This window comes from Nocardioides sp. (assembly GCF_025965415.1).
Lineage (GTDB): Bacteria > Actinomycetota > Actinomycetes > Propionibacteriales > Nocardioidaceae > Nocardioides.
Genome location: NZ_JAOPWY010000040.1, coordinates 1 through 15,415 on the forward strand (window position 1 = coordinate 1; position 15,415 = coordinate 15,415).

At 71.2% G+C, this 15,415-nt stretch carries 12 protein-coding genes and 1 pseudogene; 3 read left to right on the forward strand and 10 right to left on the reverse strand.

Annotated elements, in window-relative coordinates:
• Positions 1–132 (forward strand): integrase core domain-containing protein (locus JWN97_RS04950; RefSeq protein ID WP_297619249.1); only part of this gene is annotated, 132 nt, incomplete at its 5' end.
• Here the strand turns inward: JWN97_RS04950 and JWN97_RS04955 are convergent.
• From JWN97_RS04955 to JWN97_RS04985, 7 genes are all read right to left on the reverse strand, one after another.
• Positions 129–1,022, reverse strand: a complete 894-nt coding sequence (locus tag JWN97_RS04955; RefSeq protein ID WP_297619216.1) for an amidohydrolase family protein — start codon at positions 1,020–1,022, stop codon at positions 129–131. The two genes, JWN97_RS04950 and JWN97_RS04955, sit on opposite strands and share 4 nt — an antisense overlap.
• Positions 1,019–1,498: an SsrA-binding protein SmpB gene (gene smpB, locus JWN97_RS04960; RefSeq protein WP_297619219.1), complete on the reverse strand. Its 480-nt coding sequence runs from the start codon at positions 1,496–1,498 to the stop codon at positions 1,019–1,021. The genes JWN97_RS04955 and smpB overlap by 4 nt, the downstream gene beginning before the upstream one ends.
• A 31-nt stretch (positions 1,499–1,529) precedes the next feature.
• The gene (locus JWN97_RS04965) at positions 1,530–2,768 is read right to left on the reverse strand and encodes a M23 family metallopeptidase (protein WP_297619222.1); all 1,239 of its coding nucleotides are present in this window, start codon (positions 2,766–2,768) and stop codon (positions 1,530–1,532) included.
• Positions 2,769–2,879: 111 nt separating this feature from the next.
• The gene (gene ftsX, locus JWN97_RS04970; RefSeq protein WP_297619225.1) at positions 2,880–3,791 is read right to left on the reverse strand and encodes a permease-like cell division protein FtsX; all 912 of its coding nucleotides are present in this window, start codon (positions 3,789–3,791) and stop codon (positions 2,880–2,882) included.
• A gap of 43 nt (positions 3,792–3,834) precedes the next feature.
• The gene (gene ftsE, locus JWN97_RS04975; RefSeq protein WP_297619229.1) at positions 3,835–4,524 is read right to left on the reverse strand and encodes a cell division ATP-binding protein FtsE; all 690 of its coding nucleotides are present in this window, start codon (positions 4,522–4,524) and stop codon (positions 3,835–3,837) included.
• 160 nt (positions 4,525–4,684) lie between these two features.
• The gene (gene prfB, locus JWN97_RS04980; RefSeq protein ID WP_297619232.1) at positions 4,685–5,800 is read right to left on the reverse strand and encodes a peptide chain release factor 2; all 1,116 of its coding nucleotides are present in this window, start codon (positions 5,798–5,800) and stop codon (positions 4,685–4,687) included.
• A 109-nt stretch (positions 5,801–5,909) separates the two neighbouring features.
• Positions 5,910–6,692 carry a hypothetical protein gene (locus JWN97_RS04985; RefSeq protein WP_297619235.1) on the reverse strand — a complete coding sequence of 261 codons (783 nt, stop codon included), beginning with the start codon at positions 6,690–6,692 and terminating at the stop codon, positions 5,910–5,912.
• Between the two features lie 102 nt (positions 6,693–6,794).
• On the opposite strand from JWN97_RS04985, the gene JWN97_RS04990 reads away from it, so the two are divergent.
• Entirely contained in the window at positions 6,795–9,371 is a 2,577-nt protein-coding gene (locus JWN97_RS04990; RefSeq protein WP_297619238.1) for an AAA family ATPase, read from the forward strand.
• A 77-nt stretch (positions 9,372–9,448) separates the two neighbouring features.
• A complete protein-coding gene (locus tag JWN97_RS04995) occupies positions 9,449–9,700 on the forward strand; it encodes a DUF4242 domain-containing protein (protein WP_297619241.1) in 252 nt (83 codons plus the stop codon).
• 19 nt (positions 9,701–9,719) lie between these two features.
• Here JWN97_RS04995 and treZ read toward each other — a convergent pair whose 3' ends face one another.
• The 3 genes and pseudogenes from treZ to glgX form a co-directional block, all read right to left on the reverse strand.
• The gene (gene treZ / locus JWN97_RS05000) at positions 9,720–11,450 is read right to left on the reverse strand and encodes a malto-oligosyltrehalose trehalohydrolase (RefSeq protein WP_297619244.1); all 1,731 of its coding nucleotides are present in this window, start codon (positions 11,448–11,450) and stop codon (positions 9,720–9,722) included.
• A gap of 1 nt (position 11,451) precedes the next feature.
• The gene (treY, locus tag JWN97_RS05005) at positions 11,452–13,758 is read right to left on the reverse strand and encodes a malto-oligosyltrehalose synthase (RefSeq protein WP_297619247.1); all 2,307 of its coding nucleotides are present in this window, start codon (positions 13,756–13,758) and stop codon (positions 11,452–11,454) included.
• Positions 13,755–15,415: pseudogene (gene glgX / locus JWN97_RS05010) on the reverse strand (glycogen debranching protein GlgX); the annotation flags it as partial. The pseudogene glgX and the gene treY, both read right to left, overlap by 4 nt.

The following is a 15,415-nucleotide window of genomic DNA, read 5'->3' on the forward strand; positions in this document are numbered from 1 at the left end:
AACTCCGAATCCGCCCGACTCGCCGCTCTGCCAGCATGGATCCACGAGTACAACCACCACCGGCCCCACTCAGCAATCGGGAAGGCCGCCCCCATCGCCAGGTTGAACAACCTGGCTGGGCATCACATCTAGCCCAGCAGCGCCTCGGTGTTGGCCCAGCACACCGCGCGCAGCCACCCCTCCCCCAGGTCCAGGCGCTCGAGCGCCTCGAGCTGGACGGCGTAGGGGTAGGGGATGTTGGGGAAGTCGCTGCCGAGGTGGACCCTGCCGGCGAGCCCGAGGTCGCGCAGGCGCGGCAGCAGCCCCGGCGGGTAGGCGCCGCCCATCTCCTCGAAGAACGGCGTGAAGGCCATCGTCGTGTCGAGGGCGACCCGGTCGTAGGTCTCGGCGAGGGCGAGGAACTCGGCGTACTCCGGCGCGCCCGCGTGCGCGATCACCAGCCGCAGCCGCGGGTGCCGCGCCAGCAGCGCCGCGAGCGGACCGGGGCCGGTGTGCTCGGTGGCGACGGGGCCGCTGCCGGCGTGCAGCACGACCGGCGTGCCGGTCTCGGCGACCAGTCCCCACGTCTCGTCGAGCAGCGGGTCGGTGACCGTGAAGGCGCCCACCTGGACGTGCACCTTCCAGACCGCGACGGTCTCCGCGCGGGAGGCGACGTACGCCGCCACGCCGGGCTCGGGGAAGAACGTGCCGCACACCGCGGCCTCGGGCACCCGCTCGGCGAAGCCCGCCGCCCAGTCGTTGAGGAACTCGGCCATGTCGGGCTTGTGCGCGTAGGGCAGGGCGGTGAAGCGGCGTACGCCGAAGGAGCGCAGGGTCTCGACGAGCGCGTCGTCCTCGTCGCGGTAGTGCAGCGGCCACGGCCGGCCGATCAGCGGTCCGGCGGCGTCGAACTGCGCGCGCACCTTGGCCATCACGCGCGGCGGCAGGAAGTGGGTGTGGAGGTCGCTCAGCCCGGGGAGGCCGAGGGCATCGGCGAAGGCACGGGTGGTCTCGACCTCGCTCGACCAGCGGGAGGTGCTCAATCCCTGTGGCCCTTGAGCCGGCGCTGCACGGCGTCGATCTTCTCGCGGTTGGCCGTGCGCTCGGCCAGGGTGTGGCGCTTGTCGTAGGACTTCTTGCCCTTGGCCAGCGCGATCTCGACCTTGGCGCGGCCGTCCTTGAAGTAGAGCGACAACGGGATGATCGTGTAGCCCTTGTCGGTGATCTTGCGCTCGATCTTGTCGATCTCGGTGCGATTGAGCAGGAGCTTGCGGCGCCGACGAGCGGAGTGGTTGGTCCAGGTGCCCTGGGTGTACTCCGGGATGTGCACGCCGAGCAGCCAGGCCTCACCGTTGTCGATCTCGGCGAAGCCGTCGACGAGGGACGCGCGGCCCATCCGCAGCGACTTCACCTCGGTGCCGACCAGGACGAGCCCGGCCTCCCAGGTGTCCTCGATGTGGTAGTCGTGGCGGGCCTTCTTGTTCTGCGCGACCATCTTCTGGCCCTGCTCCTTCGCCATGGAGCCATTCTCTCAGGCGATGTCCAATGCCTTAGAACCAGTTCATCGGATCCACGGCCTGGCCGTTGACCATCACCGTGAAGTGCAGGTGGCAGCCGGTCGACCAACCGGTGTCGCCCTCGTAGCCGATGACCTGGCCCTCGGCGACCTGGTCGCCGACGCCGACGTTGTAGCTGCTGGCGTGGTTGTAGATCGTCGCGACGCCGCGGCCGGCCAGCGCCCCGTTGTCGATGATGAGGCGGTTGCCGTAGACGCCGCTCCAGTAGGACGAGATGACGCGTCCCGGCGCGGCCGCCTTGAGCGGCGTACCGCACCCGCCGCCGAAGTCGACGCCGTCGTGGAGGCCCCAGTAGTGGTAGATCGGGTGCTCGCGGTAGCCGAAGGGCGAGGTGACGTAGCCGTCGACCGGGTGCGCCAGCAGGCCGGCGGTCGGGCCGCTCGACTGCGAGCGGGCCTGGGCGCGGGCGCGGCGCAGCGCGGCCAGGGCCCGCTTGCGCAGCATCTCCTCGATCCGGTCCTGCTCCTTCTTGAGCTTGGCGAGCTTGGCGAGGTCCTTGGCGCGGGCCGCGCGGGCCTCGACGCGGGCGTCGCGCCGCTCGATGACCAGCGACACCACGGAGTCCTTGGCGGCCTGCTGGTCGGCCTCGAGCGACTGCATCAGCACGAGGTGCTCGGCGGCGGCCTCGCGCTGGGCGGCCACCTCGTCGCGGGCGTCGGAGACCTGCTGCTCCTGGACCTCGAGGAGCACCTCGGCGGCCTTCAGCTCGTCGTACGCCCGGGCCTCCTGTCCCACGATCACGTCGCGTACGCCGTCGCGGCGGGTGAGCTCCTCGGTCGACTCGGCGTCCATCAGCGAGGAGAAGGCGATCAGCTCGGGGTCGCCCTCGGAGTACATGTCGGCGACGGTGGTGGCGACCTGCTGGCGCTGGGTCTCGCGGTCGACCTCGCCCTGGGCGAGCGCGGCCTCGGCCGCGGCCAGCTCGGCCTCGGCGGTGGCCAGCTCGGCCTGCATCTCGGCGTCGCGTTCCTGGGCCACCTCGACCTTGCCGCGCGCGGTGGCGAGCTCGGTCTTGGCGACCGACAGCTGGCCCTGCGCGGCCTCGAGACGCGCGGCGGCCTTCTGCAGCTGGGCGCTGGACTCGTCGAGGTCCTTGGAGGCGCCCTTGAGCTCGCGCTCGACGTGGCGCTGCTTGTCCTTGAGGTCGTCGGCGTGGGCGACCGGGACGGCGGAGACACCCACAGCCATGACCGCGATCAGTGATGCGGCCATGCGGCGATGAGCGGTACGGGGGAAGTGACGCACCGGGGGAAGCCTTTGCGTTCGGGGAAGCGGGGAAGGTGCCTCCCCGAGGGGAGACGACCTGACGCTAACCCCCGCGGATCAGACTTTGAGGTATTTGCGCGTCAACACGAGTGTCGGGAGCAACGTGAGCAGCGGCCCGAGGATCGCGACGGACCCTGCGGCGAGCCAGAACTCGTCCCAGCCGATCCACGGCACGAACTTCAACCGGTTCTGCGACAACTCGTCGATGCCGAAGTACATGAAGCCCCACAGTGCCCCGCCGGCGAGCGCGACGCCGATGAGTGCGGTGACCAGCGCCTCGAGGAGGAAGGGCAGGGCGATGTAGAGCGTGGAGGCGCCCACGAGCCGCATGATGCCGATCTCCTTGCGTCGCGCGAAGGCCGCGAGCCGGATCGTGTTGGCCACCAGCAGCAGGGCGGCGAAGACCAGGAACCCGGCCGTGCCGAGCGCCACCCACTGGAGCATGTTGATCGACTCCAGGATCGGCGCCACCTGTTCTCGCATGTCGCGGACCTTGGAGACGCCGTCGAGCCCCTGCACCGCCGAGGTGATGCCTTCGTACTGCTCCGGGTCCTGCAGGGTGATCCAGATCGTCTGCGGCATGTCCTCGGCGGTGATCGCCGGGTTGTCGCCGGAGAACAGCTCGTCGCCGTAGAGCTCGCGGGCCTTGTCGAGGGCCTGCTCGCTGGACTCGAAGTGGAAGTCGTCGACCTCCGGGTTGTCCTCGACCACCTGGGAGATCTCGGTCTTCTGCGCGTCGGTCACCGGGTTGGGGCAGACCGCGCTGCTGTCGTTGACCCGGCAGAGGTAGACCGTGATCTGGAGCTGGTTGCCCCAGTGGTCGGCCGCCTTGGCGGCCTGCTGGTTGAACAGCACACCGATGCCGACCAGCGTCAGGGAGACGAAGAGGGTCAGCACCACCGCGAGGTGCATGGACAGGTTGCGTCGCAGGCCCTGACCGAGCTCGGAGGAGACGTAACGAAGCTGCATGGGAGGGGAGGCTCTCGATCTGTGGACGAAGATCTGGGGATGATCAGTTCTGGTGGCCGTAGACGCCCTGCGCCTGGTCGCGCACGACGTGGCCGTTCTCGAGCTCGATGACGCGCTTGCGCATCTGGTCGACGATGCCGGAGTCGTGCGTGGCCATGACCACGGTCGTCCCGGTGCGGTTGATGCGGTCGAGGAGCTTCATGATGCCGACCGACGTGGTCGGGTCGAGGTTCCCGGTCGGCTCGTCGGCGATCAGGATCATCGGCCGGTTGACGAAGGCGCGGGCCACGGCGACGCGCTGCTGCTCGCCACCGGAGAGCTCGTCGGGCATCCGGTCGCCCTTGCCGCTGAGGCCGACCAGCTCCAGCGTCTCGGGGACGAGGTCCTTGATCTCCTTGCGCGACTTGCCGATCACCTGGAGCGCGAAGGCGACGTTCTCGGTCACGGTCTTGTTGGGCAGCAGCCGGAAGTCCTGGAAGACGGTGCCGATGTCACGGCGCAGCCGCGGCACCTTCCAGCTGGCGAGCCGGTTGATCTCCTTGCCGGCGACGTAGACCCGACCCGACGACGGGCGGTACTCGCGGAGCACGAGCCGCAGGAAGGTCGACTTGCCCGAGCCGGACGACCCGACGAGGAAGACGAACTCCCCCTTCTCCACGTCGACGGAGATGTTGTCGAGGGCGGGGTGCGGGTGGCCGGGGTAGGCCTTGGTCACCTTCTCGAAGCGAATCACGCGTCGAGGCTACGTGAGGGGTGCGCGGGTTCTCGAAACGCGCACCGCAGTGCAACCGGGGGCCGGTGCCGGGCGTGTGGCCACGTCGACCGGTGCAGACCGCCCGATGCCGGCGCGCTCCACTCGATCCTGCGACTGCCCTGGGAGGGGTCCCAGGGGATCAGGCGTCCACCTGGTCGGCTCCCCTGCGCCAGCGGATGCCGGCCTCCATGAAGTCGTCGAGGTCGCCGTCGAACACGGCGCTGGGGTTGCCGGACTCGTGGCCGGTCCGCAGGTCCTTGACGACCTGGTAGGGGTTGAGGACGTAGTTGCGCATCTGGTCGCCCCAGCTGGCCTGGACGTCGCCCTTGAGGTCCTTCTTGAGCGCGGCCTCCTCGGCCTTCTTCCGCGCGAGGAGCTTGGCCTTGAGCACGACCATCGCGGAGGCCTTGTTCTGCAGCTGCGACTTCTCGTTCTGGCAGGAGACGACGATCCCTGTCGGGATGTGCGTCAGCCGCACCGCGGAGTCGGTGGTGTTGACCGACTGGCCGCCGGGACCGCCGGAGCGGAAGACGTCGGTGCGGATCTCGTTCTCGTCGACCTCGATCTCGTCGGTCTGCTCGAGCACCGGCACCACCTCGACGGCGGCGAAGGAGGTCTGGCGGCGGCCCTGGTTGTCGAAGGGGCTGATCCGCACGAGGCGGTGGGTGCCGGCCTCGACGGAGAGGGTGCCGTAGGCGTAGGGGGCGTGGATCGCGAACTCGGCGGACTTGATGCCCGCCTCCTCGGCGTACGACACGTCGTAGACCTCGACGCCGTACTTGTGCTGCTCGGCCCAGCGCGTGTACATCCGCATGAGCATCTCGGCGAAGTCAGCGGCGTCGACGCCACCGGCGCCCGAGCGGATCGTCACGATCGCCTCGCGCTCGTCGTACTCACCGGCGAGGAGCGTGCGGATCTCGAGGGACTCCACGGACTTCTTGATCCGGGCGAGCTCGCGCTCGGAGTCGGCGAGCGAGTCGGCGTCGCCCTCGTCCTGGGCCATCTCCACCATCAGGCCGAGGTCCTCGATGCGGCTCTCGAGACCGGTGAAGCGGTCGAGCTCGCCCTGCAGGGCGGAGAGGCGGCCGGTGATGCGGGTCGCGCTCTCGACGTCGTCCCACAGGTCGGGAGCGGCCACCTGCTCGCTCAGGTCAGCGATCTCACCGCGCATCCGGTCGATGTTGAGCACCGAGCCGATGGTCTTCATCGTCGCCTGGAGCTGCTTGATCTCTGCGTCGTAGTCGATGCCTGCCACAAGGCGCAACACTACGGCGCGGCCGTCAGGAGTGTCGAAAGCAGAGGCGGGCACCCCACGGGGCCTGTACCCGTGGTGTGCCCGCCGCTGCGGTCCGAGGCGCCGGCGGTCAGCGCGTGCAGAGCACCTCGGGCGTGGCGACCGCGGCGAAGCCGGTCGGCGTGGCGCTCGTCGTGAGGTCGAACCTCAGGCGGAAGGCGTCCTCGATGTCGATCGTCTCGTCCGCCACGATCGTGCCCACGGTCAGCGGGTGGGTGGCGGCCACGGCACCGTCGGTGGTGACGGTGACCGAGCCGGTGGAGCCGCTCGCGGAGGCGTCGGTGAGGGCGTACGCCGCGCGCAGCTCGAGGCACTTGCGACCGAGCGTGTACTCGATCGACGACGGCGCCCCGGCCAGGCCGGTCACCAGGCTGGTCGGGAAGTAGTCGGTGCCGATGGTCGCCCCGTCGACGGCCACGTTGAGCTGCGGGCCGGGAGTGCGGAAGCCGAGCCGCTCCCAGCTGTAGACCACGACGGCCAGCGACGGGCTGAAGCCCTTGGCGACGCCGTTGGAGGCGGGCTTGAGGACGCGGTAGGACCGCTTGCCGGGGGTCGAGGGGTCGTCCTTGAGGACGTAGGTGCCGTTCTTCTTGATCTTCGCGGTGCCGGTCGCCTTCCACGTCAACTTGTTGCCGACCCGCTGCTGCAGGACGACCTTCTGGCCGGCCGCCCTGGGCGTGACGCGGCCACGCACCTTGAGCGTGGTCTCCTTGCCGATGGCGACGGTCTTGTTGATCTTGGCGGTCACCGAGTAGGCGTCGGCCTTGGCCGGAGCGGCGTACGTCGTGGTGGCGAGCGCGAGTGGGCTGACGGCCAGCGCGGCTGCGGTGGCCCAGGCGGTGATGCGGTTCATGGGAGTCCCCGTGGTCTGGTGCGACGGCCCTGAGGGCCCGGTCGGGAGGGAGACGTCGACCACGGACGGAAAGTTGCGGCCGATCGGATCTAGCATGTCGCCATGTCGCTCCTGGAGCGTGACGAGCAGCTGCGCGCGGCGATGGACTACCTCGCCGATGCGGCTTCCGGGCACGGGCGGCTGGTCTACGTCGGGGGCGAGGCCGGAGTCGGGAAGACGACCTTCCTCGAGGAGATCGCGTCTCGGGCGGACGTGCAGGTGGCCATCGGCTACTGCGACGGCTCGACGACACCGCCGCCGCTGGGTCCGCTGGCCGACATGCTCCCGGACCTGCCGAGCGACGTGTGGCCGGACGACGCGTCGCGGTCCCAGGTCTTCGCCAACGTGCTGGCCGCCCTGCGTGCGCCGGCGGGGTCGGGGGCGCGTGTCCTGGTCTTCGAGGACGTCCACTGTGCCGACGAGGCCACCCTCGACCTGCTGCGCCACCTCGCCCGGCGGATCCACGCCTGCCCCGCCCTGGTGGTGGCGAGCTACCGCCCCGAGGACACGACCGTCGGCGACCGGTTGCGCGTGCTCCTCGGCGACACCGCCTCCGCCGCAGGCACGCGTCGGATCGATCTCTCCCCCCTCACCCGGGAGGGCGTCGCCCGGCTCGCCGCCGAGCACGGTGTGGGCGAGGGGGCCGAGGCCGCCGAGCTGTACGCCGTCACCGGGGGCAACCCGTTCTTCGTCACAGAGGCGCTGGCGGCCGCCGGCGAGCTCCCGCAGACCGTCCGCGATGCGGTGCTGGCCCGCGTCGCCCGCCTCGACGAGGCGAGCAGCAGGGCACTGGAGCTGGTCGCGCTGGCCGGGTCGCGGGCCGAGGTCGCCCTGGTCGGCGACCTGCTGCAGACCGGCCTGACCGCGCTCGACGAGCCCCTGGCCCGCGGCCTGCTCAGGATGTCCGGCGACGACGTGCTGTTCCGCCACGAGCTCGCCCGGCTCGCCGTCGCCGGCGAGGTCCCCGCCGGTCGCGCGATCCACCTCCACCGCCGACTCCTGGGCGCACTGCAGCTGCGCGGCGCGGATCCTGCGCGCCTGGCCCACCACGCCGATGCCGCCGGGGACAGGGACGCCGTGCTGGTCCACGCCCGGGACGCGGCCGCGAGTGCCGCGGTGCTGGGGGCGCACCGCGAGGCGTCGCGACAGTACGAGCGCGCCCTGCGCCACGCCGACGACCTGCCCCCCGCCGAGCGCGCCCAGCTGCTCTGGGACCTCGGCTACGAGTACTACCTCACCAGCCGCATCGAGGAGTCCATCGCGACCGTCAGGCGTGCCCGCGAGCTCTGGGACTCTCTGGGCGACGCCTTGCGGGTCGGTGACGCCTGGCGCTGCCAGTCCCGGCTGGAGTGGTTCGCCGGACACAGCGAGCAGGCCCACGCCGACGCCGACCGCGCCGTGGGCCTGCTCGAGGGCACCGACTCGGTGGAGCAGGCCATGGCGCTCAGCAACCGCGCCCAGCTGTCGATGCTGGCGACCCGCCTGGCGCCCACGCGCGAGTGGGGCGAGCGCACCCTCACCCTCCTCGACGCTCTTCCCGACGGCTCCGGGCAGGACGAGGTCCGCGTCCATGCGCTCAACAACCTCGGCACCATCGAGGTCACCGCCGGCGACTTCGACCGCGGTCACCGGATGCTGGAGGAGTCCCTCGACGGCGCCCGCGCCGCCAACCTCCACGAGCACGCCGCGCGCGCCTACTGCAACCTGGCCTCCACCGCCGTCGCCCAGCGCCGCCACGCCGACGCGCACCGCTGGCTCGACGAGGGCGTCACCTACTGCACGGACCGGGACCTCGACCCCTGGACCACCTACCTGCTCGCGCTGCGCTCGCGGCTCCACCTCGACCGCGCCGACGAGGCAGCCGCCCGCGCCGACGCGACGGTCGTGCTGCGCGCCGGCGGCAGCGCGGTCGGGATGCTGGAGCCCCTGCTCGTCGTGGCCCAGCTCGACGTGCGGACGGGTGCCGGATCGGGCGAGGAGGGCTTCGCCCGTGCCGTCGAGCTCGCCGGCGCGATGAACGAGGCCCAGCGGGTGGGTCCCACGGCCGCCGCCCGCTGCGAGGCCGCCTGGATCGCGGGCGACGAGGACGCGGTCGCGGCGATCGCCACCGAGGCCTGGCCCCTGGTGGCCGACGTCGACTGTCCCTGGCACCGCGGCCAGGTGGCGACGTGGCTGCCCGCCGACCTCGAGGCCGGACCGCCTCTGGCGCCGCCGTACGACCTGGAGCGCGAGGGCCGCTGGGCCGAGGCGGCGACCTTCTGGGAGGGGGTCGAGTCGCCCTTCGAGCAGGCGCTCGCCCTCGCCCGCAGCGGTGACGCCGAGCTGCTCGCCGCGGCGGCGCGGATCTTCGACCGGCTGGGCACCTCGGCGGCGGCCGCCCGGGCCCGGTCGATGCTCCAGCAGCAGGGCGCACCCGTGCCGCGGGCGACCCGCTCGAGCGCACACCCCCACGGGCTCACGGCGCGTGAGCAGGAGGTGTACGACCTCGTGGCCCGGGGCCTGGGCGACGCGGCGATCGCCGAGACCCTCGTGATCTCGCGTCGCACGGCCGAGCACCACGTCGCGTCGATCCTCGCCAAGGTCGGCGTCCGTAGTCGCCGCGACCTCGTGATGGGTGGTGCCGGCGGCACATCTGGGTAGTGACTACCGATGAGCCGGACCGCCCCGGTGGCGTCCACTGGAGGAGTCAGCACGACACCTTCGAAAGGACAACAGCAATGCCTCTCTACATGGACGTCCACTTCCTCGGGGAGGGCGTCACGATGGACGACGTCGCCAAGGCCCACCAGGCCGACCTGGCCACCCAGGGCCCGCACGGCGTCAGCTACCAGCGCTACTGGGTCGACGAGGACAAGGGTCAGATCTTCTGCCTCGTCGAGGCGCCCAGCGCCGACGCCGCCAACACCGTGCACCGCGAGGCCCACGGCCTCGTGGCCGACCGGATCTTCCAGGTGCAGGAAGGCGTCTGAGGCGAGTCGCGAGGGGCGCTCAGCCGAGCAGGGCGCCCCCGTGCGGCGGGACGGCGAGCACACCGTTGTCGAGCACCACCCCGCACGGGGTCTCGAAGAGCACCTCGGTCTGGTCGACGGGCACCGACACCGCCGTCTCGCCGGCGTTGACCACGACCAGCAGGTCGCCGCGTCGCATCGTGAAGAGCCGTCCCTCGACCGAGCAGGACACCGACGTGAAGGCCGGGTCGGTCAGCTGCTGCAGCTCGCGCCGCAGCCGCCCGAGGCGGCGATAGCAGTCGAGCACGATCGCGTGCCGCCCACGGTCGAGCTCGTCCCAGTCGAGGCGGGAGCGGTGGAAGGTCTCCAGGTCCTGCGGGTCCGGCACGGTGGCCGGGTCCCAGCCCATCTTCTCGAACTCGGCGATGCGACCCTCGGCGGTCGCCTTCCCGAGATCCGGCTCCGGGTGGGACGTGAAGAACTGGAACGGCGACGACGCCGCCCACTCCTCCCCCATGAAGAGCATCGGGGTGAAGGGCCCGGCGAGCGTCAGCAGCGCGGCACACGCGAGCTGGTCGTCGTCGAGGTGCTCGGCCAGCCGGTCGCCGCGGGCGCGGTTGCCGATCTGGTCGTGGTTCTGGTTGGCCACGACCAGTCGCCACGTCGGCATCTTCTCGGTGTCGACGGGCACCCCGTGGTCGCGCTCGCGGAACGACGAGAACGTGCCGTCGTGGAAGAAGCCGCGCTCGCAGACCTTGGCCAGCGCCTCCAGCGGCTCGAAGTCGGCGTAGTAGCCGGCCGTCTCGCCGCTCAGCGCGACGTGCACGGCGTGGTGGAAGTCGTCGCTCCACTGCGCGTCGAGGCCGTAGCCGCCCGCCTCGCGCGGGGTGACCAGGCGCGTGTCGTTGAGGTCGGACTCCGCGATGAGGGTGAGCGGCTTGCGCAGGTGCGCGGACAGCGCTGCCGTCTCGATCGCCATCTCCTCCAGCAGGTGCACCTCGGAGGTGTCGCTCAGCGCGTGCACGGCGTCCAGGCGGAGCGCGTCGACGTGCAGCTCCTCGAACCACATCCGCACGTTGTCGAGGATGTAGCGGCGCACCTCGGTCGAGCCCTCGCCGTCGAGGTTGACCAGGTCGCCCCAGGTGTTGCGGCCGTCCTTGAGGTAGGGCCCGAACAGGGGCAGGTAGTTGCCCGACGGGCCGAGGTGGTTGTGCACCACGTCCTGCACGACACCGAGACCGGCCGCGTGGCAGGCGTCGACGAAGCGTCGGTAGGCGTCCGCGCCGCCGTACTGCTCGTGGACGGCGAACCAGCCGACCCCGTCGTAGCCCCAGTTGTGGGTGCCGTTGAAGGCGTTGACCGGCATCACCTCGACGAAGTCGACGCCGAGGTCGACCAGGTGGTCGAGCCGTCCGATGGCCGAGTCGAGGTCGCCCTGCGGCGTGAAGGTGCCGACGTGCAGCTCGTAGATCACCGCGCCCGCGAGCTGGCGGCCGGTCCACGCGTCGTCACCCCACTCGTACGTCGTGAGGTCCCGCCGCGACAGCCCGTGCACGCCGCCGGGCTGCCGTCGCGAGCGCGGGTCGGGCCGCGGGTCGGGGTCGTCGTCGAGGAGGTAGCCGTAGTCCACCGCCTCGCTCGAGCCCGGCAGCGGCTCCGCAGGCGTCCACCAGTCGTCGTCGTCGCGGAGCATCTCGACGATCTCGCCGGCCAGGCTCAGCTGCAGCCGCTGCGGGCGGGGGGCCCAGACGTCGAAGGGACCGCGCGCCATCTCAGTTCTCCTTCACGAGCAGGGCGACGGGGTGCGCCGCCAGCAGGTCTGCGAGCCGACCGTCGGTGCGGGTGCCGGTCAGCAGGTCGTGCCACGTGCCGTCCGGCAGGTCGAGGGTGGTGTCGCCCCACCCGCCGTCGCGGGCGAGCCCGACGGGCAGCCGGGTGGCGACGGTGATCGCACCACCCCGGTCGAAGGCGACGACGTGGCCCGCGGCGGACCCGGAGGCCGCGACCGGGGCGTACGACGTGAACAGCTCGGGCCGCTCGCGGCGCAGGGTGAGGGCCGAGCAGGTGACGTGCAGCTTGGTGACCGCGTCGTCGGAGTCGCTGCCGGCCAGCACGGCGGCGCGGTGGTCGAAGTCGACGGGGCGGCGGTTGTCGGGGTCGACCAGGGAGGTCTCCCAGAGCTCGCTGCCCTGGTAGACGTCGGGGACGCCGGGCACGGTCAGCGCGAGGAGCTTGAGCGCGAGCGAGTTGCTCCGCCCGGCCTCGTCGACGTGGACGCACAGCTCGGTCAGCACCCGTTGCACGTCGGCGGAGTCGAAGACGGCGTCCACGGCGGCGTGCACGGCGGCTTCGTACGCCTCGTCGGGCTCGGTCCACGTGGTGCGGTCGCCGGCCTCGCGCATCGCCTTCTCGGCGTAGCCGTGGAGCCGGTCGCGGAGGTCGGGCAGGTGCTCGGGGGTCCAGGCGCCGAGGACCGCCTGCCACAGCAACGACCCGAAGGCGGGGTCCGGCAGCGGGACGAGCGCGAGCAGCTCGTCGAGCGCGGCCTCCCACACGTCGGGGATCTCGGCCAGCACGGCGATCCGGGCGCGGACGTCCTCGCCGCGCTTGGTGTCGTGGGTCGAAGTGGTCGTCATGGCGTGTGGCCACTCGCGCTGGCGCAGCACCATCGCGTCGTGGAACGTCGCGGCGGCGACGGAGAAGACCGACGGGTCGGCGCCGACCTCGTTGAGCGAGGTGAGCCGGGACCAGCGGTAGAACGAGCAGTCCTCGACGCCCTTGGCCATGACCATCCCCGAGGTCTGCTGGAAGCGCCGGGCGGGCTGACCCCACTCGTCGTGGAGGACCGGCTCGAGCAGGTCGAACGTCGCGCCCAGGTCGGGACGGTGGGCGCGCGCGGCAACGAACGCCTCGTCGAGGTGGTGGCGCCCCTCGGGCAGGTAGGAGCGGTAGACCGGGAAGCAGGCGAGCAGCTCGGCGACGGCGTCCTCGACGGGCTCCTCGGTCGCGTCCTCGGCGATGCGCAGCACCTCGCGGGAGATGCGCTTGACCTCGGAGTGCAGGATCCCGTCGGCGACGGCGCGCTTGTTGTCGTGGACCATCTCGGCCCAGTCGACGGGGGCTCCGCGCAGGCGGTCCTCGAGGCGGGTGAGCGGCTCCTCCCCCGCCGGGTCGGTGAGGACCCGGTCGACGAGGGCGAGCACGTCGTAGCCGGTCGTGCCGTCGGTCGCCCACGACGTCGGCAGCTCCTCGCCGGGCTCGAGGATCTTCTCCACCAGGACGTAGGCGCCACCGGTCAAGGCGGCGAGGTCGTCGAGGTAGCGCTTGGGGTCGCGGAGGCCGTCGGGGTGGTCGACGCGGAGGCCGTCGACGAGCCCCTCCTCGAACCAGCGGCGGATCTCGACGTGCGTGTCGGCGAAGACCTCGGGGTCCTCGACGCGCACGGCGGCGAGGGTGTTGACGGCGAAGAAGCGGCGGTAGTTGAGGTCGTCGTCGGCGGCACGCCAGTTGACCAGCTCGTAGTGCTGCTCCTCGAGCGTGCTCGTGCCGGGCGCGAGCGGGAAGCGCTGGTCGTGGTAGCGGACCTCGCCCTCCCCCGAGTCCGACACGACGATCCGGATCGCGTCCTCGTCGTCGTCGCCGATGACGGGGATCACGATGCGGCCGTCGCCGGCCGACCAGTCCACGTCGAAGGCGCTCGCGTGCTCGGACTCGCGGCCCAGCCGCAGCACGTCCCACCACCACGGGTCCTCCGACGGGGTGGCGACGCCGACGTGGTTGGGCACGATGTCGACGAGGACGCCCATCCCGAGCCGGCGGGCCTCGGCGGACAGGGCGGCGAGGCCCTTCTCGCCGCCGCGCTCGGGGTCCACGTGGTCGAAGGCGACCACGTCGTAGCCGTGCTGGCTGCCGGGCTCGGAGGCCAGCAGCGGCGAGAGGTAGACCCAGTCCACGCCGAGGTCGTGGAGGTAGGCCAGCCGTCCCGCAGCGGCGTGCAGGTCGAAGTCGGGCGTGACCTGGAGCCGGTAGGTGCTCCGTGGCCTCGGTCGGTCCGTGCGGGGGGCCATGGGAGCGGTCACGAGGTCTCGGTACCCGAACGCGCGGCCAGCGATGCGGCGACCGAGTGGTCCGGGGCGGTCTCGGGCTCCGCGTGCTCGCGCAGCACCACGAGGGTGTGCGTCGTGAGGTCGAAGGTCGCGCCGGCCTGGACCGTCGGGTCGGCGTCGGCGTCGCCGCCGGTGTCGATGACGACGTCCCACGCGGCGGCGTACTCCTCCGACGGGAGGGTGGCCTGGGTCGGCCCGTCGGCGTTGAAGTAGAGGAGGAAGTGGTCATCGGTGATGGTGCCGCCGCGGGCGTCCTTGCCGGCGATGCCGTCGCCGTTGAGGTACATCCCGATCGCCTTGCCGCCCTCCCAGTCGCCGTCCTCCATCGGCTGGCCGTCGAGGCCCAGCCAGACGATGTCGTTCAGCCGCTCGCCGTCGCCGGTGCGCACCGTGTTGCCGGTGAAGAAGCGCTTGCGGCGGAAGGTCGGGTGCTCGGCGCGCAGCCGGGCGACGGCCGCGGTGAACTCGATCAGCGGCTTGTCGGCCTCGTCCCAGTGGACCCAGCTGATCTCGCTGTCCTGGGCGTAGGTGTTGTTGTTGCCGTGCTGGGTGCGGCTGAGCTCGTCACCGTGCAGGAGCATCGGTACGCCCTGGCTGAGCAGCAGCGTCGCGATGAAGTTGCGCTGCTCGCGGGCCCGCGCCCCGAGGATCTCGGGGTCGTCGGTCGGGCCCTCGACGCCGTGGTTCCACGACCGGTTGTGGCTCTCGCCGTCGTTGTTGTCCTCGCCGTTGGCGTCGTTGTGCTTCTCGTTGTAGGACACCAGGTCGCGCAACGTGAACCCGTCGTGGGCGGTCACGAAGTTGACGCTGGCGACCGGCCTGCGTCCCGAGTGCTCGTAGAGGTCGGACGAGCCGGACAGCCGGGAGGCGAACTCGCCGAGCGACGGCTCGCCGCGCCAGAAGTCACGCACCGTGTCGCGGTAGGCGCCGTTCCACTCGGTCCACTGGGGCGGGAAGTTGCCGACCTGGTAGCCGCCGGGGCCGACGTCCCAGGGCTCCGCGATCAGCTTGACCTGGCTGACCACCGGGTCCTGCTGCACGAGCTCGAAGAACGTGGCGAGCCGGTCGACCTCGTAGAACTCGCGGGCGAGCGCGGCGGCCAGGTCGAAGCGGAAGCCGTCGACGTGCATCTCGGTCACCCAGTAGCGCAGCGAGTCCATGATCAGCTGCAGCGAGTGCGGGTGCCCGGCGTTGAGGGAGTTCCCGGTGCCGGTGTAGTCCATGTAGTACTGCTTGTCGTCGTCGACGAGCCGGTAGTAGGCGGCGTTGTCGATGCCCTTCATGCTCAGCGTCGGGCCGAGGTGGTTGCCCTCCGCGGTGTGGTTGTAGACCACGTCGAGGATCACCTCGATGCCGGCGGCGTGCATCGACTTGACCATCGACTTGAACTCCTGGACCTGCGATCCACGGTCGCCATAGGCGCTGTAGGCGTTGTGCGGAGCCAGGAACCCGATCGTGTTGTACCCACAGTAGTTCGCCAGACCCTTCTCGAGCAGGGTCGAGTCCTGGACGAACTGGTGCACCGGCATCAACTCCAGCGCGGTGACGCCGAGCCGGGCAAGGTTGTAGATGACAGCCGGATGGGACAGGCAGGAGTAGGTGCCCCGCTGGCTCTAGGGCACCTCGGGAT